The sequence below is a fragment of the Candidatus Thiodictyon syntrophicum genome, from assembly GCF_002813775.1.
Taxonomy (GTDB): Bacteria; Pseudomonadota; Gammaproteobacteria; order Chromatiales; family Chromatiaceae; genus Thiodictyon; species Thiodictyon syntrophicum.
The window spans coordinates 1,343,990-1,369,131 of record NZ_CP020370.1; the positions used below are offsets into that span (position 1 = coordinate 1,343,990).

Genomic DNA, 25,142 nt, shown 5'->3' on the forward strand with positions numbered 1-25,142 from the left:
AACCGCGCTAAGACTTCGGCAGCGTCACCCCGCGCTGACCCTGATACTTGCCGGCGCGATCCCGATACGAGGTCTCGCATACCTCATCGGACTCGAAGAACAGGATCTGCGCCACCCCTTCATTGGCATAGATCTTGGCCGGCAGGGTGGTGGTATTGGAGAACTCCAGGGTTACATGGCCTTCCCATTCGGGTTCCAAGGGCGTTACGTTTACTATTATACCGCAACGCGCATACGTTGATTTTCCAAGACAAATTACCAGAACGTTACGTGGTATACGGAAATATTCGACGGTCCGCGCCAGGGCGAATGAGTTGGGCGGAATGATGCAGACATCCGACTTCAAATCCACGAAGCTGTTGGAATCGAAGTTCTTGGGGTCGACGATCGCCGAATTGATGTTGGTGAAGATCTTGAATTCATCGGCGCAGCGCACGTCGTAGCCGTAGCTGGAGGTGCCATAGGAGATCAGGCGCCCGGTCTCGCCCTCGCGCACCTGTCCGGGCTCGAAGGGCTCGATCATGCCGTGTGCGGCGGCCATGCGGCGGATCCAACGGTCGGACTTGATGGTCATCAGGGCTGCTCATGCGTGCGAAACAACGTCAAGGTTACAACGACTCGCGCCACGCGGCAAAATCCGGCCCATGGAGCCTGAGTTCATCGCGTCCGGCAGGCGCACGGCGGCGAGCGGAGCACGTTGCCAGGTTCGTAGCGATCACCCTCGCGCAACTGATCGGCACGGAAGTGCCCGGTTCGGACCTGAAGGCGGGCAGTATTTTAACGCCTGGTGTCGGCTCGGGTGGTGCCCTGGGTTCCTTCGCGCTAACCTTAAGGCCCGCAAGCGATCGCGTCCAACCTGGAGGCGCGGCGCCACGCGCGACCCGCAGCCCCGCGTCGCCGGGTAAGCACTTCAATGCGACCGATAACCGTGGAGGGTCCCCATGACCGCCCCGATCAAGGAAAAACACCTGGACCTGCTCCAGGGCATCGTCAACCGTATGGCCGGCAACTCCTTTCTACTCAGGGGCTGGTCGGTGACCCTGGTGTCGGCCCTGCTGACGTTGGGCGCAAACCACGCCCAACCGCTGGTGGTGGCCATTGCATTGCTCCCGGTCTTCACCTTTTGGGGCCTCGACGGCTATATTCCTGGCCCAGGAGCGACTCTTCCGCGACCTCTACGCCAAGGTCATCGACCCGCACCAGCCGGTGCCGGACTACTCCCTGAGGATCGCCCCCTGCACCTTTCCCCTCTGGTTCAGCACGGTGCGCCGCCCGCTCCTGTTGGTCCTTCACGGCGCCGTGCTCACGGTTACCGTCTGCGTACTGGCGTATCTGTGGAGCGGCGGGGCGATGGCGCCGGCCCTTCACTGACCGCCTGCGGCGCCACACGAGTGGATCGACGCGGAGATTCCGAGACGGTCTCGCGTAGGGTGCGCCGTGCGCACCGGACGCCGCGCTGGCCCCGCCTGGAAGGTGCGCACGGCGCACCCTACAAAGTGCGGTTTGACGGTCCGAGGACTTCCGCTGGCCGGCACCAGGGTTCACCTCACGGACCGGCACGGGCTGGCTAACTGTGCGGCGGCTCCTGTCCGGACGCGAGGGCCCAATCGCGCGGGAGTTGCGGACGATGAGGCGTTCTGCCGGTCGGCGAGGGCATCCGCCGCTTCACGGACCGCCTCGTCGGCGATATGCTGGAGCAGGTCAACACCAGGCTGATCCCCCGTGACCGCCCTACCCGGACGGCGGATAACGTCGCCGTGGTCCATCGCCTGAGCGTCGGAACAGCGTCCGCAGGCCAGCTACTTCCACCCTTCGGACGATCCTCGCCGCCATGTAATCGCTGATCCCCCTGGCCATCATCGCGCTTGCCCTGGTGCCCATGTTTCTGCTGGTTGGCGCCGTTTGGGCCTGGAATGTGACATGGACCGAGCGCTCCGAGGTCCTCGCCATCTACCCGAAGGCCTGCGGCTTCATGCTCAAACCCCTCCCTGGTGATTCGCCACTCGCCACCGACACCATCCGGCGTATCGCCTATCAGGTCGAACAACTCTGCCGCCTGCCGGACCCGAATCAGGCCACCGGTAAGCAGCCCCGTAGCCCGGATGGAGCGCAGCGAAATCCGGGGGCGGCCTCGCGGATACTCAATAAATCAGTAGGTTGCCGCGAGAACCTGGATTGCGCTGCGCTCCATCCAGGCTACGACCTGACGCGATTCTTCTCTGCGTCGCTGCGCCTCTGCGTGAGATTCTTTAAAGAGGTCTCAGGCAGAGGCGCAGAAACGCAGAGGCGGTGACCCGCGCGCGACGCTTGGTTAACCCGCGAGGGCTCGTCGCGGCTGAAGCCGCTCCCACGGCGTCGCTGCGCGATCTGTTGGGTCGGCGTCCGGGATGCCTCAGTCGAACAGGCGGGCCGGGTCGGTGATCCGCGCGGCGGCCAGCAGCCAGGTCTTGAGCTGGGCCAGGTCGCGGCAGGCGGCGATGCGCTCCCGGGCGGCGGCCGGGACCTCCAGTTGGCGGTCCGCGAGCAGGGCCAGGATGGACTCGGCGATGCCCTTGCGCAGCCCCTCTCTGCGCGCCTCGCTGCGTCCCTCGGCGCGTACCGCGTCCAGCCCGTCGTATCCCGCTCGTTGGAGCAGGTTACGCATCACGGTACGGTCGGCCGCCGCCCGGTCGAACAGCGCATCCACGGGGATCGGGTTGCGCAGGATACCGGGGGTACTGAGGTCGTCGCCGCTGCCGTAGACCTGCACCGGTTGGCCGGGGCGGTGGACCTCGACCCGGCGCGGACCCGTGAGTCGGGCCACCCAGGCGTAGCTGGTCCCGCCCGCGAGCAGTTCGCCGATCTTCACCCGCAAGTCGGCCTCGTCCCGGCCGACGCCCGCGTATTCCACCGCGAGCGATGGGGCGCCCTCGCGCCAGCCGCGAGCGTCGGTCGGGGCCGCGACCGCAACGTCGGGGGCGCGCAGGGTTCGCGGGGTCAGCGCAAACCCGGCATCGATACCGGCCCATGCCACCTCCGGATCGCTCGCGATGACCGCTGCCCCCGTCAGGGTGCGGCTGGCGTCTTCGGGGTCCGCGGGTGGGCAATAGATCGGGTGACCGTTGGACAGTTCGTAGCGGTCGCCGTCCTGCAACTGATCGGCCCGGAAGGGGCCAGGGGTCGGTTTGGGGTCGGGACTGCCCATGGCGTTGGCCTTGTGGATGACTCGAAGAAAGCGGATCTCTAAGGACCAGTCCTCGGGATCAGGCTTACGGCATCTTGACCAACGCCGCCAGGGCGCCGACCTGGGCGAACATGAGGGGGATGAGCCACATCAGCAGGCTGAAGCCTTGGACTCCAGGGGGCGCGGGCTGTCCTGGTGATGCCGCTCCAGCGGTGTCACGGGAATGGAGCGGGGGCGTCCCGCCCCCGCGCGGGGCGGGACGCCCCGCCTCCGATCAGTTGTTCTGGATCACGATCCGCGGGAACTTGGCCGCATAGTCCTTGGTCTGGAGCGACAGCTTGGCCGCGGTGCGGCGCGCGATCTCGCGATAGATGGCGGTGATGCGCGAGTCGGGCTGGGCGACGACCGTGGGGCGGCCGTTGTCGGTCTCCTCGCGGATGTGGATGTCGAGCGGCAGTGAGCCCAGGAGGTCGATGCCGTACTGATCGGCCATGCTCTGACCGCCGCCGGAGCCGAAGATGAACTCCTCGTGACCGCACTTGGAGCAGATATGGGTGGACATGTTCTCCACGATGCCGAGCACCGGGACCTCCACCTTCTGGAACATCTTGAGCCCCTTGCGGGCGTCGAGCAGCGCGATGTCCTGGGGCGTGGTGACGATCACGGCGCCGGACACGGGCACCTTCTGGGCCAGAGTCAACTGGGTGTCGCCGGTGCCCGGGGGCAGGTCGATGATGAGATAGTCCAGATCGCTCCAGTTGGTGTCGTTCAGGAGTTGCTCCAGGGCCTGGGTGACCATGGGGCCGCGCCAGATCATCGGGGTCTCCTCGTCGATGAGGAAGCCGATGGACATGGCCTGGAGTTCGTAGGCGACCATCGGCTGCAGGCTGTTGTCGCCCGTGAGCTCGGGCTTGCCGGTGATGCCCAGCATGCGCGGCTGGGAGGGGCCGTAGATGTCGGCGTCCAGGAGACCGACCCGCGCCCCCTCGGCGACCAGTGCGAGTGCCAGGTTGACCGCCGTGGTGGACTTGCCGACGCCGCCCTTGCCGGAGGCCACGGCGATGATGTTCTTCACATTGTCGATGGGCTTGAGCGACTTCTGGACCGAGTGGGCCTGGACCTTCCAGCCGACGTCGACCTGGGCCTGCGCGACCCCGGGGACGGTCAGCACCCGCGCCTTGACGGCCTCGGCCAGGGACTCCTGAATGCCGCGGGCGGGGAAGCCCAAGACCACCGTGACCTTGACCTGGCCGCCCTCGATGACGATCCCCTTGACGCTCCCGGCGGTGACCAGGTCACGCTGGAGGTGGGGCTCGACGTAGCCCTTGATGGCCGCCTCGACCAGTTCTTTCGTTACTTCAGCCACATTCTGCTCCTGGTACGACTGGGCACCGGCAGGGCCGGCGCTGGACATGGGTGGGCTTGGCGCGCCTGACAAGCGTTGCACCGGCCGCCGCCCGCAAGGCCCGGAAGTTTGTCCCGAAGCGCGCCAAATCAAGGGCGCCGCCGTTGGTCGGCCCGCGCTCGCTCGTGAGATACTTGAAAACTTTGCCCTGCCCGCCCCAGCACGCCCTTAGAGAGCCCGCCCATGAGCGACCCCCGCGAGATCCTGATCACCAGTGCGCTGCCCTACGCCAACGGCCCCATCCACATCGGCCACCTGGTGGAGTACATCCAGACCGACATCTGGGCGCGCTTCCAGCGCATGCGCGGGCACCGGTGCTGGTATGTGTGCGCGGACGACGCCCACGGCACCCCCATCATGCTCAAGGCGCGCCAGGAGGGCATCAGCCCGGAGGCCCTGATCGCGCGGGTCAGCGCCGAGCACCAGGCGGACTTCGCCGCCTTCCGGGTCGCCTTCGACAACTATCACTCCACCCACAGCGATGAGAACCGCCACTACGCGAGCCTCATCTACGAGCGCAACCGCGACGCCGGCCACATCGCCCGGCGCACCATCACCCAGGCCTATGACCCGGTCGAGCAGATGTTCCTGCCGGACCGCTTCATCAAGGGCGAGTGCCCCAAGTGCGGTGCGCCGGACCAGTACGGCGACAACTGCGAGGTGTGCGGGGCGAGCTACTCGCCCAACGAGTTGAAGAACCCGCGCTCGGCGGTCTCCGGGGCGGTGCCGGAGCAGCGCGAGTCCGACCACTACTTCTTCAAGCTCGCCGACTTCGACGAAATGCTGAAGGCCTGGACGGGCGGCGGCAGCCTCCAGAAGGAGGTCGCCAACAAGCTCGGTGAGTGGTTCGCGTCCGGGCTCCAGGAGTGGGACATCTCGCGCGACGCGCCCTATTTCGGCTTCGAGATCCCGGACCACCCGGGCAAGTTCTTCTATGTCTGGCTCGACGCCCCGATCGGCTACATGGCGAGCTTCCAGAACCTCTGCGACAGCCCCAAGGGGCAGGCGGCCGGGCTCGACTTCGACCGCTTCTGGTCCCGGGACTCCAAGGCCGAGCTGTACCACTTCATCGGCAAGGACATCATCTATTTCCACGCCCTGTTCTGGCCGGCGATGCTCCACGGGGCGGGCTTTCGGGTCCCCAGTGCCATCTTCGCCCACGGCTTTCTCACCGTGGACGGCAGCAAGATGTCGAAGTCCCGCGGCACCTTCATCAAGGCGCGGACCTACCTGGACCATCTCAACCCCGAGTACCTGCGCTATTATTTCGCCGCCAAGCTCGGCAGCGGGGTGGACGACATCGATCTGAGCCTGGAGGACTTCGCGTTCCGGGTGAACGCGGACCTGGTGGGCAAGGTGGTCAATATCGCAAGCCGCAGCGCCGGCTTCATCACCAAGCGTTTCGCCGGGCGCCTGTCCGCGGCCCTGCCCGCCCCCGCCCTGTTCGCCGAGTTCGTCGCCGCCGGCGGCTCCATCGCCGAGGCCTACGAGCGGCGCGAGTACAGCCGCGCCGTGCGCGAGATCATGGCCCTGGCCGACCGGGCCAACCAGTACATCGACGAGCAGGCCCCCTGGGTGGCGGCCAAACAGCCGGGGCGCGAGACCGAACTCCAGGACATCTGCACCCAGGGGCTCAATCTCTTCCGCCTCCTGATCGGCTGGCTCAAGCCCATCCTGCCCGGGACCGCGGCCGACTCCGAGGCCTTCCTGCAAGTTCCGCCGCTGACCTGGGCGGACCTGGACCGGCCGCTCCTGGACCATCAGATCGCCCCCTTCAAACCGCTGATGACCCGGGTGGAGCCGGCCCAGGTCGCGGCGCTCCTGGAGGCCTCCAAGGAAGACCTGACGGGCGACGGGGCGTCGCGCCCCGGCGCCAGCGCGGACCAGAGCGTACCCGCCATCGACACGGCCACTCCCGCCACCCACCTGGCCCGCGACCCCCTGGCCCCGACCATCGACTTCGACACCTTCGCCAAGGTCGACCTGCGGGTGGCGCGCATCGTCGCCGCGGAGCGGGTGGAGGGGGCGGACAAGCTCCTGGCGCTCACGCTCGACCTGGGCGGGGAGACCCGCCAGGTCTTCGCCGGCATCCGGGCCGCCTATGACCCGGCTGCCCTCGTGGGGCGCCTCACCGTCATGGTCGCCAACCTGGCCCCGCGCAAGATGCGCTTCGGCGTCTCCGAGGGCATGGTCCTGGCGGCCGGACCGGGCGGGGCGGATATCTTTATCCTGACGCCCGATGACGGGGCCGAACCGGGGATGAAGGTCAAATAGCGCGGCGAAACCCATCGCTCGCGCCGTGCGCCGCGAGGTGGCTGAACCGCCGTGGCCGCGGTTATGATCAAGGCCAGTCCTATAGGGTTGGATAAGGCGCGCGGCACGGCACCTGGGACGGGCACGACGTCGGACCGCGCCGCATCCATCGACCCCGGGCCGGGGGTCACTGCCGTTAAGTTAAGCCGCGACGGCTACTGGGAGCGCCGCACCCCAGTGCGGCGCGGTCTCTGCTCAAGCCGCACCGCCGCGGTTATCTGCGAGATCGCGCCGCACTGGGGTGCGGCGCTCCCAGGCCGGGCCGGACTGGAAGTGAGGCTTAACTTAACGGCAGTGAGGGCCGGGGGTGGATGCGCTACGCTTACCCACCCTACGCACTTAAAATCCCGGGATCGGGATAAATCCCCATACGCCTTAAGGACCGGACCGCCATGCCCCAGGTCTTTCTCTCCCACAGCAGCGCGGACGATGCCCTGGTCCGCCGGCTGCAACAGGCGCTCGCCGACCTGGGCGAGGACCTCTGGATCGACTCGCGTGAACTGCGCGGCGGCGACCCGTTGTGGCCCGCCATCCAACAGGCGATCGAGTCCGCCGCCGCCTTCGCCGTGCTGGTGAGCCCGGACGCGCTCCAGTCGCGCTGGGTCGGCAAGGAATTGCGCCATGCCCTGGACGTCCAGTCGCGACGCGGCCGCGCGGGCTATCCGGTCATCCCCCTCACGATCGATGACACGCGGCTCGGGGTCCTCGAAGGCTATTTCGAGGACGAGCCCGCCTACATCCCCATCAGCAGCGCACCCGACGGCCTCGACGCGGCACTCGACGCCATCCTGACCGCGCTCGGCCGGCGCCTGCCGTCCGACCGGGCACCGACCGCGCAGCCGGCACCCGAGCCGGTCGGAGAACTGGTCCTGGAACTCACCGATCTGCGCTTCGATGACATCGGCGCGGGGGTGCGCCGCCCCTCGGCCCGCGCCCGGCTGGTCCACGAACCGGGACCCGGTCCACAGGGGGCCGGGCGGCGCGAGGTCGCGAGCGCGCGCAGTTGGCGTCTCACCGCGCCCATCGGACCCATCGAGGCCGATGACATCCGCTGGTACCTGGAGAAATATGCCGTCTGGCCCGGCACCCAGTTCCGCGACCGCGCCCGGCGGATGGAGGAGGGCCTCATACGCTGGGGCCAGGACCTCCACCGCGCCGCCCTGCCCCCGGAGCACACCGCCAACGTCATGCAGTCCTGGTCACGCATCGCCGACGGGGCCGGCCGGCGCTGCTCGATCCTGGTGGACGCGGAGGCCACGCTCGAGGCCGGGGCCGCGGAGGACCAGGTCCGCACCGCCCGCGAGGCCGCCACCGCGCTGCTGGGGCTCCCCTGGGAACTGCTGCACGACGGCACCGGCTTCCTCTTCCAGGGCGGCAAGCCGGTGCGGGTGCGCCGGCGCCTGCCCAACACCCGGGTGCTGGACCTGCCGCTCCTCAGCCCCCCGATCCGCTGCCTGCTGGTCAGCCCCCGGCCCGAGGACGACGCCTGCGGCTACATCGACCACCGGGTGAGCGCGCTCGCACTGGTCGAGGCGATGGAGGGGTTGGGGGGACTGGTGGAATTGACGATCCTGAGTCCGGCGACCTTGCCGGCACTGAGCGAGGTACTGACTCGCGCGCAAGATGCGCGCGCCCCTTTTCACATCGTCCACTTCGACGGGCACGGGGTCTACGACCGCCAGGCCGGGCTCGGCGGGCTCTGCTTCGAGGACCCGGCCGATAGCGACCGGTTGGACGGCCGTCGCCACCAGACCGTCTACACCGACACCCTCGGGCCGCTGCTGCGCGACCACCGCATCCCGCTGGTCTTCCTCGAGGCCTGCCAGAGCGCCCAGGCCGAGCAGGCGTCGGAGTCGGTCGCCTCGGAACTGCTGAAGGTCGGAGTCGCCTCGGTGGTGGCGATGAGCCACTCGGTCCTGGTCGAGACCGCCCGGCGCTTCGTCGCCGCCTTCTATGAGTCCCTGGCCGCCGGCCGGCGCATCGGTCAGGCGATGCTCTCCGGCCAGCGCGCCTTGGGCGACGACGACTTCCGCGGCCGGGTCTTCGGTGCCGGCGAACTGCGGCTCAAGGACTGGTTCGTCCCCGTCCTCTACCAGGAGCGCGAGGACCCCGCGCTCTTCACCCGCACCCCGGCCCCGAGCACCCGGGAGGGCCTTCAGGAGCGGCTCCAGCGCCGGCTCGGCGACCTCCCCGCGGAGCCGCCGACCGGCTTCATCGGGCGCAGCCGCGAACTCCTGGCCCTGGAGCGGCAGCCGCGCCCGGCCCACCGCGGCCTGCCGCGCGAGCGGCGTTGGGCGCTGATGACTTCGCCACCAGTGTCCGTACCTCACCGCATCCTACGGCCCAATCGCACCCCAGGCCCTATGGACGAAGAGAAGAATCAGGGGGAAAGCGTCCTGGCCACGCGGAAGCCGAGAAAGGGCCAATCGTCGTCGTTCGGCCTACGAGCACGGCTGGCCGAGCGCAGATCATGTGAATCGTTGTGAAAGGCCCCGCCGCGCATCACGTTGGGACGGTGATGTTTTTCAACCCATGCACTACCGTCCGTAGGAGCTCCCCTGTAGTCCGCATTCCAATCGTCCTCGCAATATTCCCAAATATTGCCGTGCATCTCATGCAGACCCCAGGGGTTCGCTGGCAGGCTGCCCACTGGCACCGTAAGCTGGCCCCCCCCAACAACCTCGTGCCATCTACCGTAGTTGGCTTGGGCGGTGGAGATCGTCGATCCGAAATGGAAGGCAGTGGCGGTCCCCGCACGGCAGGCGTATTCCCACTCCGCCTCGCTCGGCAGGCGATAGGTCTGACCGGTCTGCCCCGACAGCCACTGACAATAGGCCACTGCGCCCTCTATCAAAACGTTGGCAAATGGTTGACGCCCTCGCTCCCGACAAAAAACGTTCGCCTTGCCCCAACCCATCGCCGCACAGCGGGCGTCGTAGTCATCGAAGGTCACGGCATAGCGCCCCAGGGCGAAAGGCCGAGCGATGGTGACGCGGTGCTGTGGTCCCTCGTTGTAGTGCCGACCCTCCTCGCCCTCGGGCGAACCCATGAGGTAGCTACCTGCGGGGACGACGACCATCTCCGGCCCGTGGCTGATGATCTCTCCCTTGCCCAGCAGGCCGGGCAATCCGCCCGCCTTGACTTTAACCGGGGTCTGCAATGGATCGCGAAAGACCACCGCCAACCCAAGCGACCGGGCGGCATCCCGCTGGAGTGCCTGCACCCGGTCCGCCGACCAGCCGTGGATGTCGGGAACCTCCGGGGCGGTGGCCGGGCTCTCGCGTCGGGTCGCGGGCGAAAGGCCATCGTCCACCCCCAGCACCAGCGCCCAGGTCTCCACGGCCCAGCGCGCAGGCTCCGGGGCCAGGCCGAGGTCGTCTTCCAGCCGCCGGGTCAGCCGGTCGATCTGGAGCGACGGGGGCGCCTGGCGCGCGCTCAGTAAGTCCTTCGCCACGCCCTGCCGCAGGGCGCCGATTAGGACGTTGATCTCGCGCTTGTGCGCAGCGCATTGGTCGTTCAGCAGCGCTTCGCATCGCGCAGGATCCTCGGTCAGACTACAGCCGTAGCGGCGGATCAGATCACGCAGGTCGTCGCGGACTTTGGCGTCCATGGGGGCTCTCCCGTGGGGGTGTCGGTCTCAGGTTCCACCCATTGTAACCAGACGCGATAGCGGAACCGCCGCACGCTCCGCCCCACCGCGCTATGCCGCCGCTTGGACCTCGACGGCCAAGCGCCGACCCACGGCAGCCAAGGCCCGCTCCAACGCCGTAGCCTTGCTCCCGTGGCGGGGGTCGAGCAGCCGTCGTGCCTCCTTCTCATGGACGCCTAAGCGCCGTGCCAGCTCGCTGGTACCGATGCCCGCTTCTCGCACTGCCAAGTACAGCGCCGCTTTGAGCGCGGTGGCGATGGGCACCGCCACCGTCTCCTCACCGGCCCGTGGCGAGGATGGCAACGCAATCTCCGCACGGTCATCAATGCGTGCGGCAACGGCCTCTTCCAGACAATCGGCCGCCTCTTCCAGCGCTTGGTCGCGGGTCTCGCCCTGGGTGATGGCTTCCGGCCAATCGGGAAAGGTCACCACAAACCCGCCATCGGGGTCCGGGGTCAAGGTTACTGGATAAACGAAATTCATCGGGGCGTCTCTCTAGAGATCGGTCAGCGTCAGGCCAAGCTGCTTGAGCATCGCATGGAGGGTGCCGGTCTTCAGCTCGTCCTTCGGATTGCGCACGATGGTGAGGGTCGTCCCCAGGTACAGGGTGACATGACTGCCCTTGCCACGTTTGTGGTCCACGCGGCAGGCCAAGTCGTGCGCCTTGGCGTAGCGTTGCATGCGATGGATAAACTCGGAACCGGTCATGCACCGCAGTATCGGACAATTCTGTCCGGGCGCCAAGCCTCTCGGAACTTTAGGTGCCGACTCAGAGGCTCTTGGTCACGATCCCGGGCAGGTCACTCGCGCCCCGGGTCTTCGAGCCAGCCGATGCGTTCCGCGCTGCCGGCCGCGACCGGCGCGACGGCGACTGCGAGCCGGACGGTGCATTCGCCCCTTCCGTAACCGTTTGAATCTAATCGCGGCTCCACCATGCACGCTGGTCCCAAAAACCTTCGGGACGGGGTTGCAAACCCCGTCCCGCCCATTTGGCGTTAAGCTATCCCCGCGCCCAGGGACGACTTGGTCCATCCTCGCCAACATCGAGAGCGCCGCCGCCAACCCCGCCGCCGCCGCGGCCCGGACCCGGGCGCGCGCGGCCTTCATCGACTACCGGCGCGACGGCGGCGAGAACCACTCCCCGGCCGGCCGGCTCGCGCTCGCCGTGACCGAAGGCTTAAGCGCCAGCGACCCGGCCGCCGCCCGGTCGCTGCTGCGACAGGTCGCCGCCGCCCCCAACTGGCAGACCGACGAGGCCCGCCCCTTCATCCAGTCCCTGGACGCCATCGCCGCCGGCAGCCGCGACCCCGCGCTCGCCGACACCCCCGGCCTGACCTACGACCTGGCCGCCGAGGTCCTGCTCCTGCTCGGGACCCTGGCCGCCGCCGACACTTGAGCCCACCCCGGCCCCCGACGCTTCAGCCGCAGGATGGGTAGAGCGCAGCGAAACCCATCGCTTGCGCCGTACGCCGCGAGGTGGCTGAACCGCCGTGGCCGCGGTTATGATCAAGGCCGCACAGGGTCTCGACCAGCGGTCCGGCCGGCGGCGCCCGGTCCGCACAGCGGACCCTACGGGTACCGCGCCCGTAGGGTCCGCTGTGCGGACCAGCGACCTCTGGCGCGCGGGGATCCTGACGTGCGATGATTTGGGTTGAGCGAAGCGATGCCAAGCCGATCGGCCAACCGATAGCGGAGCAACAGCGCAGTGTCCATTCGAGCAAGTGTGGCGAGGTTCACCCTGACCCTGCTGGTGTCGGCCCTGCCGACCGTCCAGGCCGCCGGCATCTACCGGTGCACCCAGGCCGACGGCAGTATCACCTTGTCGGACCTTGCCTGTCCGGCGGATACGCTGACCCGTGAGTATCAGGGGGAGGCCACGGGTTCACGCGGATCGAAGGCCCCTGCCCACGACCCCTACTCGATCATGGAACAGGTGCGGGGGATCGAAAAGAGAGAAAAGGCCGCGCGCAAGGCGGCGGCCAGGGAGCGCAAGGAGCGCGACCAGGAGGCCCGCGCCGCGCGCTCGAGACAACCTTCGCAACGGGTACTGACGTATCAGCAGGCCAGGCAACAGGCCTTGGATGCAACCGGCTACCAGGATTATGAAACGCTGTCACAGGCCCAGCGCGACCGGGTGCAGGAGGAGATGGCGAAATACCGCCATGGCCCGCCGAAAGCCGAGGCGAAACGGGCAAACGCCAGTGGCAAGCGACGCACGAGCCGGGCCGCCAAAGGGGGCACCGGCGAGGGTTGCCCTCCGGCCGGCAAGGGTGATGGCAGCGGAAACCTGAGTTCCTGTGCGCCCGCCGGCCATGGCAAGAGCGCTACGACCAACGGCGAGGTGGTCTCCGGTCGCTGGTGATGGGCAGCGGTGGCGCGGGCCTCGATCATGGTCGCGGCGGTCCCGTGAAAGTCGCGCAGCGACGCCGTGGGAGCGGCTTCAGCCGCGACGAGGTCTCGCAAGGTGCCGCAGTGTCGCGGGTTGCTGCGACCTCGCGGCGCGGACGCAGGCCGCTCCCACAAGGAACTTTCATGTTCCCGGGGTGACGGACCAGCCCTCATGGCCGTTCGCCGGTCGACATCGCGCAGTTGTCGGCGATAATGCCCGCCAACTCATCACCGTGCCCCGAGGACGCGGCCGTTGCGCCGGCAGTCATGAAGATCCTGTTCGTGTTGCACAGTCACTCCTACGGGGGGGCGGAGATGCACCTGTCGGAGTTGGCGTGCGGCCTGACTGCCCACGGGCACTCGGTCGCCTTTGCCGGGCCGGGGGATTCGTGGCTGGCGCAGCGCTTCCGGGCGGCCGGACTCGCCTGTTACCACTTGCCTATGCACGGGTTTTTCGACGCCTGGTCGCTGGTCATGCTGGCGCGCGCGGCCCGGCGCTGGGGGGCCGAACTGATCCACGGCCATCTCACCCGCGGTGCCTTCTATGCCGGCCTGGGCGGGCGCCTCGCCGGGGTCCCGGTGGTGGCCACGGCCCATTCCACCAATGCCGGCAAGCATTTCGGCCGTGCGGACCGGATCATCGCGGTGAGTGCCGCGGTGGCGGAATTTCTGGTGGCGCAGGGCTATGACCCGCGGCGGATCAGCGTGGTCCACCATGGGGTGGCCGATCCGCTGCGCCTGCCGCCGCATCCGGTCTTGCGGGCCGCCCTGGGGCTGCCCGCCGGGACCGTCCTGTGCGGTATCGTGGCCCGGCTGGTGCGCGCCAAGGGGCAGGACCTGGCCATTGATGCGCTCGCCGACTGTCCGGACCTGGTTCACCTGGTCCTGATCGGGGACGACTCCACGCCCTGGGGTAAGGCGATGCGGGCGCGCGCGGCGGCCGTCGGGGTCGCGGACCGGGTACACTTTCTGGGCTTTCGCGATGCCGCACCCCAGTGGATGCGCGAACTGGACCTGGTGCTGGCGCCCTCGCGGCGCGAGGCCCTGTCGCTGACCCTGGCGGAGGCGGCGGCGGTTGGCCTGCCGGTCATCGCCGCTCGTGTCGGGGGCATCCCGGAGCTGGTCGCGGACGGTGAGACCGGGCTCCTGGTCCCGGCCGAGGACGCGGCGGCGCTCGCCGCCGCAATGGTCCGCCTGGCCGCCGACCCCCGGCTGCGCGGCCGTCTCGGGGCCCAGGGCCGGGCCCGCTATCTGAGTCACTTCTCGCTGGAGACCATGGTGGACGGGACCGAGGCGGTCTATCGACAGGTCTTGACATGAACGGCATCTCCATTCTGATGTATCACCAGGTCGGTGACTTCCGGCGGGTCAAGGCCCACCGCGCTGTCTTCTGTCACCAGCGCCGCTTCGCCGCCCAGATGGCCCTGCTCAAGCGGCTGCGGTGCAGCGTCCTGACCATGGATCAGGTCCTGGCCTGTGTCGCCGGGGACCTGGCGGTGCCGCCGCGGGCGGTGGCCATTACCTTCGATGACGGCTATCGGAATTTCTATGACACCGCGCTGCCGCAGTTGCAGCGCCACGGCTTCCCGGCCACGGTCTATGTGGTCGCCGCGCTCGTCGGGCGCACGGCCGCCTGGCTCCCGGCCGACGGTCTGGCCGCGGCACCGCTCATGGATGCGGCGCACCTGCGCGCGATCCGCCGCGCCGGTATCCAGGTCGGCTCGCACGCCATGAACCACCTGCCGCTTGCCGGGCTGGCGGCCGATCGGCTCGCGACTGAACTGGCGGGCAGCCGCGCCGCGCTGGAGGATCTCCTGGGTGAACCCGTCCGGCATCTGTGCTACCCCTACGGCAGCCATGACCTGGCCGCGGTCGAGGCCGCGGCCCGCGCCGGTTACGCCTCCGGTGTCACCTGCCAGCGCGGGCTGGCGACCCGCGCCTTCGACCCGCTGGCCCTGCCGCGCAAGGCGATCTCACTGGGTGATGACCTGCTTGGCTTTTGGTGGAAGGTCGGGTTCAAGCACCGGCCGAAGGGGGTTGCGGTGAGCCGGCCCCTGAGCCTGGAAGGAGGCGTCATCCACAGATGAGCACAGATTATCCCAGGAAGATCAGTTGTCCACAGATGAACACAGATGAACACAGATGAACACTGATTATTCATTGGCTTACGCTTCGTCTGGGAGGCCTTGATCATCGCTCCGGCCAGCGACGCTTGCAGGTCGGCCCTCAGGCCGACCGACTGGGAGCGCCGCACCCCAGTGCGGCCCGGCCTATCGGCAACATGCGACGCCGCAGTTGTTTGAGAGATCGCGCCGCACTGGGGTGCGGCGCTCCCAGTGGCCGGGATCATGATCAAGGCCGTCTGGGACTCACCTTGCGGGTGATTGTGACGGTAGCGATAAGCGGATGACAATTTGAAGAAAATCTGTGTTCATCTGTGGATCTTGGGATGATGGGTTTCGCTGCGCTCTACCCATCCTACGGGATGGTTGGCCGCGGCGCCGGGGGACGCGAGGTCCAGTCTGGGTCACGCGGCGCTCAAGTTGACGGCATTGGCCCCTGGTCGCGTTCTTTCGCAGGCAAGGCGTCTTGCGAAGACTCCGGGTCGCCGTATCCGGGGTCCGCGTCCAGGGGCCGGAAATGCCCCGGTTCGTCGGCCAGGTGGCGGCGCCATTCGACCAGGGCGGGCGCCGCCTTAGGCCCCAGCAGGAGCCTCCACCAGTAGGCGAGCAGGCGGTCGCCGAATGAGATCGCCAGCCGCGGCAGGGCCAGCGGGTGGTCCGCGACCGTCGCCAGGCCGCGCAGGCAGGTGGTCGCGCTGGCATAGCCGGCGCGCGCGGCGGCGTGCACGGTGGCGCGGTCGAAGCTGTTGTAGGGGTAGCTCAGGTGCCGGACCTCGTCGCCCAGGATGTCCTCCAGCGCCGCCTTGCTGTCGCGCAACTCCTGGCGCAGGACCAGCCGGCTCGCCCGGTGCAGTCTGGTGTGGCTGGCCGTATGGGAGCCGATGGTGATGCCGGCCGCGTGGACCTCGCGCAGGCGCTGCGCGGACATCAGGTCCGGGATGGGCCGGCCGGGCTCCGCGGCAAACCACTCGGCGCGGCGCCCGAGCCAGCCGCTGATGGCATAGACGGTGGCCGGGAAGCCGTGGTCCTGCAACACCGGCAGTGCCTGTTGCGCGAAGTTCTCGTAGCCGTCGTCAAAGGTCAGCACGACGGCGCGCGTCGGCGCTGCCTGCGCACCCGCCAGACAGTCGAGCGCCGTGTCGAGATCCAGCACCCGGTAGCCGAGCCGGGCCAACAGGGCCATCTGGCGGGTGAAACGGCGGCGGTCGCAGTAGTTGGCGCGGTGCCTGCGCATCGTCTTGAAGTCGCCCACCTGGTGATAGACCAGGATGCCCACGGCCGGGTGCTCGGTCATGGCGCTGATCACCCCAAGAGCTCCCGATAAACGCCGAGATTTCCCTCCACCATGGCGTCGATGGAGAATTCGCGCGCCATCAGGGCGCGGCCCCCGGTGCCCAGGGCGCGACGGCGCGCCGGATCGGCCAGCAGGGCGGCGAGCGCCGCGCCCAGGGCCGCCACGTCGCCGGGCGGGACCAGGAGCCCGTTCTCCCCGTTGCGCACCGCCTCCGGGATGCCCCCGGCGCGGCTCGCGACGATCGGCACCCCGGCGCTCGCCGCCTGGAGCAGTGAGACGCCCAGCCCCTCCATCAGGGCCGGGTGCACCAGCAGATCCAGACAGGGGAGCAGCTCATCGAGGTCGTCGCGAAAGCCGGCCAGGGTGACATGAGCGCCGAGCCCCAGGGCCTGGATCTGGCGCGCCAGGTCCGGCCCCTGCGGACCCTGGCCGAAGAAAAATACCCGCAGGTCCGGGTGCGCCGCCACCAGGGGCGGCAGGGCGCGCAGCAGAAACCGATGGCCCTTGCGCTCGATCAACTGGGCGACCACGGCGAGCCAGGGGCCGGTGGCGGGCACCCCCAGGCGCGCCGCCGCTGCCGCCCGGTCGCCGGGCCCGGCATAGCGCTGCCAGTCCACGGCGCTGCGTACCACCCGCAGCTTCTCCGGGGGCAGGCCCTCGCCGCGCAGCACCCGGGCGATCCCCTCGGAGATGGCGATCACCCGGTCATGGAGCCGGTACTTGAGCGCGACCAGCCATCGGGCCTCCGGATTGTCCACCCGCCGCGTGTGCACCACCGGCACCCCGGTGAGACGCGCCGCGATCCCCCCCATCAGGTCCGCCCCGATGCGGCTGTGCAGGTGCACCAGGTCCGGGCGCTCGTCACGGATCAACCTGGCCAGGCGCGGCACCAGCAGCAGGTCCGCGTCCCCGTGCATGGCTAGTCCCCGGACCCGTGCGACCGGCGCCGCGGCCTCCCCCAGGGCGCAGCCCGCGGGGCAGGCGAGCAGGTTCTCGTGACCGCGCGCGTGCAGGCCGCGCAGCAGGTGCAGGACCTGGAAGGCGCCGCCGTAGAGGTGCCGGCCGCCCTCCACATGCAGGACCCTCAAGGCGCGGTCCCGAGCACTGCCTGGGCGGCGGCCAGGACTTCGCCGACCCCCAGGGCCTTCATGCAGGTGAAGTCCCCGTTGCAGGTAGGCCGGCGCCGACACGGCGAGCAGGGCTGGCGATGGTAGAGCACCCGGGCGTTGGCGCGGGTGGTCTCCAGATAAGGACAGGTGGAGCCGAAGAGCAGCACGGACGGGGTGCCGGCGGCGATGCCCATGTGCCCCAGCCCGGTGTCGACCGCCACCACCAGGGCGGCGCGCTCGATCAGGGCGGCGGCCTCGCCCAGGCTGGTCTGGCCCACCAGGTTGACCAGCGGCGGCCGGGTCGCGTCGCGGATCCCCCTCAGGCCCCCGTCGGTGCCCCCCGCGGCCGCCCCGTCATTGATCCGGTCCGCCGCGGCCCGGTCCCGCGGCCCGCCGAGCAGCACTGGGGTCAGCCCCAGTTCGCGGCGCAGGCGGATGGCCAGGTCCGCCCAGCGGTCCTCGAACCAGTGCTTCTGGGGGCGGGTGGTGAAGGGGCACAGGATCGCGAAGCCGCTGGTCAGGCCCTCGCGGACCAGGGTCGCGTCGGCGCTGCGGGCGGCCGCCGCGTCATAGTGGACGACCATCTCGAAGGGGTCGGTCGGCAGCCCCAGCGTCTGCGCCAGGTACAGGTATTCGGAGCCGATGCGCCGCGCCTCCCCGCCGCGCGCGACGGTGCGCGTCATCAGCCAGGCGCTGCCCTCCCGGGAGCCCAGGCCGATGCGCTCGCGCGCCCCGGACAGCCGCGTCAAGAGCCCGCTCTTGCCGAGTCCCTGGAGGTCCAGGGCCAGGTCGAAGCGCTGCGCGTGCAGCGTCTCGCGCAGCGCCCGCAGGCCCCGCCCCAGCGCGATGAAGCGCCGCTGGCGCCACAGCCGCCGCCAGTGACCCATGGGGCAAACGATCACCTCATCCAGGTCCGGGTGGTGGTCCAGCAGGGCCCGGCACTCGGGCTGGACCAGCCAGGCGATATGGGCCTGGGGGCAGGCGCGGCGCAGCGCCGCCACCAGGGGCGAGGCGAACACGACATCGCCGATGGCCGAGAGGCGCACCAGCAGGATGCGGGCGTCCGGGGCGAGGGCGGGGGGGCGGGGGTCGGGCATGTCGGTTCCTGAAGTAAAGTACGATTGTGTTTAACCTGTCATTGTCTCGTTACCTGACGTAGTCTCCTGAATGACATGCAGATCCCGCTGCGGGAAGGGGATGCTGATCCCCGCCGTCTGGAAGCCGTACCAGATGCGCCGGTTGACCTCCGAGCGGACCGCGGTGCGCCCCACCGGCCCCAGAAAGTGCACGCAATACTCGACCCGCAGGATCACGGCGGAGTCCCCGAACTCCCACAGACTGACTTGAGGCCCGGGCAGGCGCAGCACCGGTTCGTAGCCCGCCAGCAGGTCGCGGATCAGGGTCATGGCCCGGTCCGGGTCGTCCTGGTAGCCGATCCCGACCGTCAGGACCGTGCGCAGGATGTCGTCGCCGTGTGTCCAGTTGATGAAGTCGCCGCTGATCACGGTCCCGTTGGGGATGAAGACCTCCTGTTTGTCGAAGGTGCGCACCGTCAGCGAGCGGATACCGATGCGGGTGACCTCCCCCTCGTGGCTGCCCACGGTCACGACGTCCCCCACCCGCAGCGGGCGTTCCACCAGGAGCAGAATACCGGAGATGAAGTTGTTGACGATGTTCTGGAGGCCGAACCCGATCCCCACCCCCAGGCTGGCGGTGAAGACCAGCAGGGTGGTCAGATTGAGCCCCGACACCTCCAGGGCCAGCAGCACCCCGCACACCATCACCACATATTGCGTGAGCGTGGCCAGGGCCTGGCGCAGCCCGCGGTCGCGCACCCGGCCATAGGCGAGTTGGAAGCTGACCTGTTTGACCCAGGGTCCGGTCGCGACGGCCAGGGCCACCAGCAGGACCGAGAGGGCCAGGTCCCAGGGGGTCAGGCTCAGGTGCCCGGCGGTGACCAGGGGCTGCGCCAGCCAGTCCAGCAGGGCGCGGATCGGCGGGGTATGGTTGTCCCAGCCCCACAGCCGGATCAGACCCAAGGCCGCCGCCAGCCAGGCCAGCAGGACCGCCAGCCCGTGGCCCGGGAGCAGGAAATAGCGCCGCCAGAAGGCGCCGCGCTCACCCGCGAGCCGCCCCGCGGTCCGGTCCCGCAGGTCACCCAGGGTGCCGATGGCGAAATACAGCAGCGCCCCCACCAGGGCCAGCCAGCCCAGACGGCTGGCGATCGCCCAGGCCAGGTTGGCGTATCCCAGCAGGCCCAGCACCCCCGCCGCGACCAGCGTGAGGGCGACCAGCCGGGACAGTTCGCTCAGCAGCCGGGTCCCGCGCCCGACCGGGCGCATCTGCCCCCCCGCCGCGTCCCCAGGCACCGGTCCGTCGGTCGCCGCCGTCCCCCGCCGACGCTGCGCCAGGTGCAGGATCAGGTCGCGCAGCCCGAAGGCCGGCACGGCCAGCAGCAGCAGCCCGATCATCGCCAGGCGGTCCAATACATCGCCCAGCAGAGGTGAGACCCCCAGTGACCCGGTCACCAGATAGAGCGCGGCCACCAGGGCGGACAACAGCAGTCCCCAGCGCAGCCGCCGGTAGAACTGCCAACGCGCCGGTGAGTGGGCGTGCGCCGGGTCCCGATCGAACAAGGCCGCCCGGGCGAGTGTCAGCACAAAGACGGTCACCGGCAGGATGCCGACCAGGAGCAGGACGGGCACGAACTCGTAGCCGGGCAGGGTGAGCCGCGTGCCGACCCAGGTCCAGACCGCGGCGGGGATGGCCAGGGGGAGCGCCGCGGCCAGGGCCGCGGCCGGGGCGGCCACCCGCCGGGTCGGGTCCGGCGTGACCAGCCCCCGCCGCAGCGCCCGGCTCAGGACCAGGGCGCCGAAGACCAGCAGCAGGGCCCCGCCGAGCAGGAGCGGCCCCCGCGCCGGCCCCATGGCGGCGGCGCGGGTCCGCAGGTCCTGCGCCAGGCGCGCGAGGCCCCGCGCCAGGAGCCGCGGCAGTCCGCCCACCCCGGCGGCGATGCGTCGCCACTCGGGGCCGGTCAGGGGGAAGGGGTGTCGGTCGGTCAGTGACCGGGCATAGACCTGGGCTGCCAGCGCGTTGAAACGGGTGCGCTCCTCGCCGGCCCGGTGCAGCAGGTCCGTGACCTCCCGCGTCTGGCGGGTGAGCACCGCGTCCAGGTCCGTATCCGGTGCCGCCGTGCCGTCCGGCGCCGCCTGACCGGCCGCCAGGGTGCGCCGGGTCGCCAGCACTTGCCGCTGTACCTGCAAGGTGCCCTGGTAGCCCCGTAGTCGGGTCCGCAGGGCCCGGACCTGGTCCGCGGCGCCCGCCAGCAGACCGGCCGGCATGGACGGGTCCTCCCGCAGGACCGCGAGTGCGTCCAGGCGCTGCCGGATGCCGATCAGTTCCAGGTCGTTTTGGGCCAGATTGCCGCGGACGGCAACCTCCTGCAGACGCGCATCGAGCGCCGCGCGCCGCGCGATGGCGTCCAGGTCATCACCGCTGACGGCCGCCGCCTCGTCCGACAGCCGGCTGGCCGCGCGCAGTGCATCGGTGACCGCGCGTTCCTGCGCCTTGACCTGGGCGTCCGCACCCAGCGCCAGGCTGCCCGCGCCGGGACCGGCCAGGTCATCGATGCTCTCCAGGCGCACCCGTGCCTGGAGCAGGCGCAGCCGTTGTTCGTCGAGGGTCAGCAGGCGCCCGATGGCCGCACCCAGGCGGCCCATGGAGTCCCCCAGGGACCTGATGGTGTCCGCCTGCTCGCGCAGCAGCCGCAGTGCCGCCAGTCGGCGCGGGCGCGCCAGGTCCGTGTCCGGGTCGGGATCGGGGGTCTCGGCCAGGGCCACGATACCCTCTTCGAGCTGGGTCAGGGCGAGCCGCTGGTGCGCCGTCTGCTCGTTCAGCGTGTCGATGCGCATGCGCGCGGTCTCCAACTCCAGGCGCGCCGCCCGCAGCAGGTCCGGGCGGACGTCCCGGGCGCGCAGCCGCACCTCGTCCAGGGCGAGCCGCTCCTCCAGGCGCTGCGCGTCCAGCAGCCGCCGCGCCACCGCCGCCTCCAACTCGGTGCCCACCTCCTGCAGGCGCGCGGTCTCGTCGCGGATGTCCGTGAGCGGCGGGATCGGCGCGCCCGCCGCCAGCGTCAGCCCTGACGCCAACGCCAGGACCAGGAGCAGCGCCCAGCCCAGGGCTGGGCCGGCCAGCGAACGGATCAGCCTGCGCCAACAGGGCATGGTGACACTCATGGTGACACTCGATGAATCTCGGTCGCGGTCGGTGGTGGGACTGGGCGGCCATCTTAACCCAGGGCGCCCGCCCCGGACCCGCCTGACGCCCGCTCTGCAAGCCCCTCCGTCGCCCGGATGGCGCCTGGCGCGATGCGGGGACGGCCGCGTCGACCTGTAGGATGGGCAGAGCGAAGCGAAACCCATCGTTTGCACCTCGCGGTACCAGGGCCGCCCCATCGCCCCGCCTGTCGTAGAATCAGCAGTGTACCGAGTCCACCCGCAACCCCCGGCCATCCCCATGAGCGACCTGCAGACCGCCGTCGATGCACTGATGAACCTGGTCCTGTAAGGCGGCGCCGAGGCCGCCAAGCAGTTGTTCATGGCCCGGGTCGGCGAGGGCGCCCAAGCGGTCAGAGACACCTGGCGCGGCGTCTTCGAGCAGGCGCCGGACGCCTATCCGCTGGCCGACCGGGTGGCGCGCAACCCCACCGACCCGGACCTGAACGCCGAGTTGCGCGCCCTGCTGGTGCGGGTCCTGCAGGAGCACCCGGAACTGCTGCCGGCCGGCGGCCTGGCGGTGCAGACCGGTGACATTCGGGCCGAGCACGGCAGCGTGGCCATTGGGGCTATGCAGGGCGGCAGTATCGACATCAACAACAGCAAATGAGCAAGGACGGGCGGGAACCGATCATCGAATCGAACGGTAACGTCTTTGCGGACCTGGGCTTTCCGCCGGATGAGGCGGCCATCCTGCTGCTGCGTGCGCAACTGTTGGCCGGCTTGCGCGAGACCCTGAGCGAGCGGGGCTGGACCCAAGGCGAGGCCGCCGAGCAGTTGGGGATCGCCCAATCCCGGGTAGCGGACCTGGTGCGCGGCAAGCATGACAAGTTCAGCCTGGATATGCTGGTGCGGCTCACCGCACGCACTGGCCGGCGGGTGGAATTCTCGGTGAACTAGCGGGCCAGCCGCACCGCGCCGTTCCCTGTTTCCACGCGTCGCGTCACTGCCGTTAAGTTAAGCCGCAACGGCTACTGGGAGCGCCGCACCCCAGTGCGGCGCGGCCTCTGCTCAACCCACACCGGCGGGGTTATCTGCGAGATCGCGCCGCACTGGGGTGCGGCGCTCCCAGGGCGTGCTGGACTGCAAGTGAGGCTTTGCGCGCCGCCCGGCACCGGAGAAACATTGCGGTCGGGGCGGGACGCCCCGACTCCTACCGCCCCATCGCCGCCCGCACGCAGCGCAGCAGGCCATAGTCGTATTTGCCCTCGAAGGCGTCGAAGACCGGTTTGAGGGTGAGCGGCGACTCCGGGGCCAGTTGGGTGAAGGCGTATTCGATGGCCTGGAGTTCGTCGTCCGCCAGGGTGACGATCTCGGCCAGGGACAGTTCGTCCTCTTCGATACAGCGCGAGAGGTGCGTATAGATGGTGCTGGGCTTGAGCTCCCGGCGCTCGGCGATCTGGGCGGGTGAGAGCCCGGTGCGCAGGAGCTCCAGGGTGACGCGCGTGGTGTCGTTCAGGCCCTCCTCCCAGACGCGTCCGTCGGCGGGGGCGGCGGGCGGGGCCGGGGCGCGCATGGGGGTCTCGGGCAGGGGCGGTACCTGGGCGGGGCGGCCGTGCTCCTGGGCGTGTGCGGCCAACTGGCTTAAGAAGCCGGCGCCGTAGCGCTCCAGCTTGACCACGCCCACCCCGCTGATGCGGCTGAACTCGTTCAGATCCCGCGGTCGGTAGCTGACCATCTCGCGCAGCGTTGCGTCGCTGAAGACCACATAGGGCGGGACTGCCTGTTCTTGCGCAAGGTCGCGCCGGTAGGCGCGCAGGCGTTCCCAGAGGGTCTGCGCCTCCGGGTCGAGCGGGGTTTCCACCCGTACGGGCCTGGGCTCGCCCCGGGTCTTGGCCGGGCGCCGCTCCGGATCGCGGCGCAGGCGCAGCACCCGCTCGCCGCGCAGGACCGGGCGGCTCGACTCGGTGAGTTGCAGGGCCCCGTGGCCCTCGATGTCGACCGCGACCAGGCCGGCGGCGACCAGTTGCCGGTAGACCGAGCGCCACTGCTCGACGCTGAAGTCCGCGCCGATGCCGAAGGTGCTGATCTGGTCGTGGCCGTAGCGGCGGATGCGCTCGTCGTCCTTGCCGCGCAGGACCTCGATCAGATAATTGACGCCGAAGCGCTGGCCGGTGCGGAAGATGCAGGACATGGCCTTCTGGGCGGCCAGGGTGCCGTCCCAGCTCGCCACCGGGGTCAGGCAGGTGTCGCAGTTGCCGCAGGGGGCGGGGAGTTGCTCGCCGAAATAGTTGAGCATGACCTGGCGGCGACATTCGGTGGTCTCGCAGAAGCCGAGCAGGGCATTGAGCTTGTGCAACTCCACGCGCTTGAACTGCTCCTCGGCCTCCGACTCCTCGATGAAGCGCCGTAGCGCCACCACGTCGCCCAGGCCATAGGTCATCCAGGCGTCGGCTGGCTGGCCGTCGCGCCCGGCGCGGCCGGTCTCCTGGTAGTAGGCCTCCAGGCTCTTGGGCAGGTCCAGGTGGGCGACGAAGCGCACGTCCGGCTTGTCGATGCCCATGCCGAAGGCGATGGTGGCGACGACGATGACCCCCTCGCCGCGCAGAAACTGCGCCTGGTGGGTGCGCCGCTGCTCGGCCGGCAGCCCGGCGTGGTAGGCCAGGGCCTTGAACCCCTGGACGCACAGGTGCTCCGCCGTCTCCTCGACCTTGCGCCGCGACAGGCAATAGACGATGCCGGCGTCCTCGGGGTGCTCGGCGCGCAGGAAGGCGACGAGCTGTTGGCGCGGCTCGCGCTTCTCGGTGACGTGGTAGCGGATGTTGGCCCGGTCGAAGCTGGAGACGAACTGGGCCGCCTGCTCAAGCGCCAGGCGGGTGACGATCTCGCGCCGGGTCGGGGCGTCGGCGGTGGCGGTGACCGCGATGCGGGGTACCGCCGGCCAGCGCTCGTGCAGCAGGTTGAGCTGGATATACTCAGGGCGGAAGTCGTGGCCCCATTGGGAGACACAGTGCGCCTCGTCGATGGCGAAGAGCGCGACCGGCACCCGCCCCAGCAGATCCAGGAAACGCTCGGTCAAGAGCCGCTCCGGGGCGACATAGAGCAGGTCGAGCCCCCCGGCCAGCAACGCCCGCTCCACCCGCGACTGTTCGTCGCCGGCGAGCGAGGAGTTCAGAAAGGCGGCCCGCACCCCGAGTTGGCGCAGCGCATCCACCTGGTCCTGCATCAGGGCGATGAGCGGGGAGACGACGATCCCGGTCCCCGGCCGCAGCAGGGCCGGGATCTGATAGCACAGTGACTTGCCGCCGCCGGTCGGCATCAGGACCAGGGCATCGCCGCCCTGCAGGACCCGCTCGATGACCTCCTGCTGGGCGCCGCGAAAGTGCGGGTAGCCGAAGACTCGGTTCAATACCTCAAGCGGGTCTGGGTTCATCGGCGCGTGTCGTGACCTCGGCGGGCCGCCGGTCGGGCCTTCCGGCAGGGT

General features: G+C 69.6%; 21 protein-coding genes. 10 read left to right on the forward strand and 11 right to left on the reverse strand.

Annotation, left to right across the window (positions count from 1 at the left end; genetic code table 11):
• Positions 1–7: 7 nt before the first annotated feature.
• Positions 8–574: a dCTP deaminase gene (gene dcd, locus THSYN_RS05830; protein WP_100918302.1), complete on the reverse strand. Its 567-nt coding sequence runs from the start codon at positions 572–574 to the stop codon at positions 8–10.
• Positions 575–1,098: 524 nt separating this feature from the next.
• Here dcd and THSYN_RS05840 point away from each other — a divergent pair.
• Together THSYN_RS05840 and THSYN_RS05845 are read left to right on the forward strand one after the other, a co-directional pair.
• The gene (locus THSYN_RS05840; protein ID WP_100918304.1) at positions 1,099–1,371 is read left to right on the forward strand and encodes a hypothetical protein; all 273 of its coding nucleotides are present in this window, start codon (positions 1,099–1,101) and stop codon (positions 1,369–1,371) included.
• A gap of 508 nt (positions 1,372–1,879) precedes the next feature.
• Entirely contained in the window at positions 1,880–2,293 is a 414-nt protein-coding gene (locus THSYN_RS05845; RefSeq protein WP_100918305.1) for a hypothetical protein, read from the forward strand.
• Between the two features lie 99 nt (positions 2,294–2,392).
• Here the strand turns inward: THSYN_RS05845 and THSYN_RS05850 are convergent, their stop codons facing one another.
• Both THSYN_RS05850 and apbC read right to left on the reverse strand, forming a co-directional pair.
• Positions 2,393–3,184: a Uma2 family endonuclease gene (locus THSYN_RS05850; RefSeq protein WP_100918306.1), complete on the reverse strand. Its 792-nt coding sequence runs from the start codon at positions 3,182–3,184 to the stop codon at positions 2,393–2,395.
• Positions 3,185–3,437: 253 nt separating this feature from the next.
• Complete coding sequence (apbC, locus tag THSYN_RS05860; protein ID WP_100918307.1) at positions 3,438–4,529, reverse strand: iron-sulfur cluster carrier protein ApbC; 1,092 nt, start codon at positions 4,527–4,529, stop codon at positions 3,438–3,440.
• A gap of 222 nt (positions 4,530–4,751) precedes the next feature.
• On the opposite strand from apbC, the gene metG reads away from it, so the two are divergent.
• Positions 4,752–6,842, forward strand: coding sequence for a methionine--tRNA ligase (gene metG / locus THSYN_RS05865; protein WP_100918308.1), 2,091 nt, complete (start codon positions 4,752–4,754; stop codon positions 6,840–6,842).
• 431 nt (positions 6,843–7,273) lie between these two features.
• Positions 7,274–9,367: a TIR domain-containing protein gene (locus THSYN_RS05870; protein WP_100918309.1), complete on the forward strand. Its 2,094-nt coding sequence runs from the start codon at positions 7,274–7,276 to the stop codon at positions 9,365–9,367.
• Here the strand turns inward: THSYN_RS05870 and THSYN_RS05875 are convergent.
• The 3 genes from THSYN_RS05875 to THSYN_RS05885 all read right to left on the reverse strand — a co-directional run bounded on the left by THSYN_RS05875 (position 9,262) and on the right by THSYN_RS05885 (position 11,238).
• Positions 9,262–10,491 (reverse strand): formylglycine-generating enzyme family protein, encoded by a 1,230-nt coding sequence (locus tag THSYN_RS05875; protein WP_100918310.1) that lies wholly within the window; start codon positions 10,489–10,491, stop codon positions 9,262–9,264. The genes THSYN_RS05870 and THSYN_RS05875 overlap by 106 nt on opposite strands.
• Before the next feature lie 90 nt (positions 10,492–10,581).
• Positions 10,582–11,013 (reverse strand): type II toxin-antitoxin system HicB family antitoxin, encoded by a 432-nt coding sequence (locus tag THSYN_RS05880; RefSeq protein WP_100918311.1) that lies wholly within the window; start codon positions 11,011–11,013, stop codon positions 10,582–10,584.
• 12 nt (positions 11,014–11,025) lie between these two features.
• The gene (locus tag THSYN_RS05885; RefSeq protein ID WP_100918312.1) at positions 11,026–11,238 is read right to left on the reverse strand and encodes a type II toxin-antitoxin system HicA family toxin; all 213 of its coding nucleotides are present in this window, start codon (positions 11,236–11,238) and stop codon (positions 11,026–11,028) included.
• 259 nt (positions 11,239–11,497) lie between these two features.
• Between THSYN_RS05885 and THSYN_RS05890 the strand changes: the two genes are divergently transcribed.
• The 4 genes from THSYN_RS05890 to THSYN_RS05905 all read left to right on the forward strand — a co-directional run bounded on the left by THSYN_RS05890 (position 11,498) and on the right by THSYN_RS05905 (position 15,005).
• Positions 11,498–11,926 (forward strand): hypothetical protein, encoded by a 429-nt coding sequence (locus THSYN_RS05890; RefSeq protein ID WP_100918313.1) that lies wholly within the window; start codon positions 11,498–11,500, stop codon positions 11,924–11,926.
• Between the two features lie 327 nt (positions 11,927–12,253).
• Complete coding sequence (locus THSYN_RS05895; RefSeq protein WP_216644685.1) at positions 12,254–12,892, forward strand: DUF4124 domain-containing protein; 639 nt, start codon at positions 12,254–12,256, stop codon at positions 12,890–12,892.
• A gap of 293 nt (positions 12,893–13,185) precedes the next feature.
• Positions 13,186–14,238 carry a glycosyltransferase family 4 protein gene (locus THSYN_RS05900; protein ID WP_172965239.1) on the forward strand — a complete coding sequence of 351 codons (1,053 nt, stop codon included), beginning with the start codon at positions 13,186–13,188 and terminating at the stop codon, positions 14,236–14,238.
• Positions 14,235–15,005, forward strand: a complete 771-nt coding sequence (locus THSYN_RS05905; protein ID WP_100918316.1) for a polysaccharide deacetylase family protein — start codon at positions 14,235–14,237, stop codon at positions 15,003–15,005. The genes THSYN_RS05900 and THSYN_RS05905 overlap by 4 nt, the downstream gene beginning before the upstream one ends.
• Before the next feature lie 451 nt (positions 15,006–15,456).
• Here the strand turns inward: THSYN_RS05905 and THSYN_RS05910 are convergent, their stop codons facing one another.
• From THSYN_RS05910 to THSYN_RS05925, 4 genes are read right to left on the reverse strand one after another with little or no spacing between them, the layout of a single operon-like run.
• Positions 15,457–16,335: a polysaccharide deacetylase family protein gene (locus THSYN_RS05910; protein ID WP_100922313.1), complete on the reverse strand. Its 879-nt coding sequence runs from the start codon at positions 16,333–16,335 to the stop codon at positions 15,457–15,459.
• An 8-nt stretch (positions 16,336–16,343) separates the two neighbouring features.
• Positions 16,344–17,423 (reverse strand): glycosyltransferase, encoded by a 1,080-nt coding sequence (locus THSYN_RS05915; protein ID WP_100918317.1) that lies wholly within the window; start codon positions 17,421–17,423, stop codon positions 16,344–16,346.
• Positions 17,420–18,541, reverse strand: a complete 1,122-nt coding sequence (locus THSYN_RS05920) for a glycosyltransferase family 9 protein (RefSeq protein WP_100918318.1) — start codon at positions 18,539–18,541, stop codon at positions 17,420–17,422. The genes THSYN_RS05915 and THSYN_RS05920 overlap by 4 nt, the downstream gene beginning before the upstream one ends.
• 30 nt (positions 18,542–18,571) lie before the next feature.
• The gene (locus THSYN_RS05925; RefSeq protein ID WP_100918319.1) at positions 18,572–21,679 is read right to left on the reverse strand and encodes a mechanosensitive ion channel domain-containing protein; all 3,108 of its coding nucleotides are present in this window, start codon (positions 21,677–21,679) and stop codon (positions 18,572–18,574) included.
• 361 nt (positions 21,680–22,040) lie between these two features.
• On the opposite strand from THSYN_RS05925, the gene THSYN_RS05930 reads away from it, so the two are divergent.
• On the forward strand, positions 22,041–22,328 hold the full coding sequence (locus THSYN_RS05930) for a hypothetical protein (RefSeq protein ID WP_157817484.1): 288 nt from the start codon (positions 22,041–22,043) through the stop codon (positions 22,326–22,328).
• Positions 22,325–22,618, forward strand: a complete 294-nt coding sequence (locus THSYN_RS05935; protein ID WP_100918321.1) for a helix-turn-helix domain-containing protein — start codon at positions 22,325–22,327, stop codon at positions 22,616–22,618. Before THSYN_RS05930 ends, THSYN_RS05935 begins: the two co-directional genes overlap by 4 nt.
• A 253-nt stretch (positions 22,619–22,871) precedes the next feature.
• Here THSYN_RS05935 and recQ read toward each other — a convergent pair whose 3' ends face one another.
• Positions 22,872–25,091 (reverse strand): DNA helicase RecQ, encoded by a 2,220-nt coding sequence (gene recQ / locus THSYN_RS05940; protein ID WP_100918322.1) that lies wholly within the window; start codon positions 25,089–25,091, stop codon positions 22,872–22,874.
• Positions 25,092–25,142 lie beyond the last annotated feature (51 nt).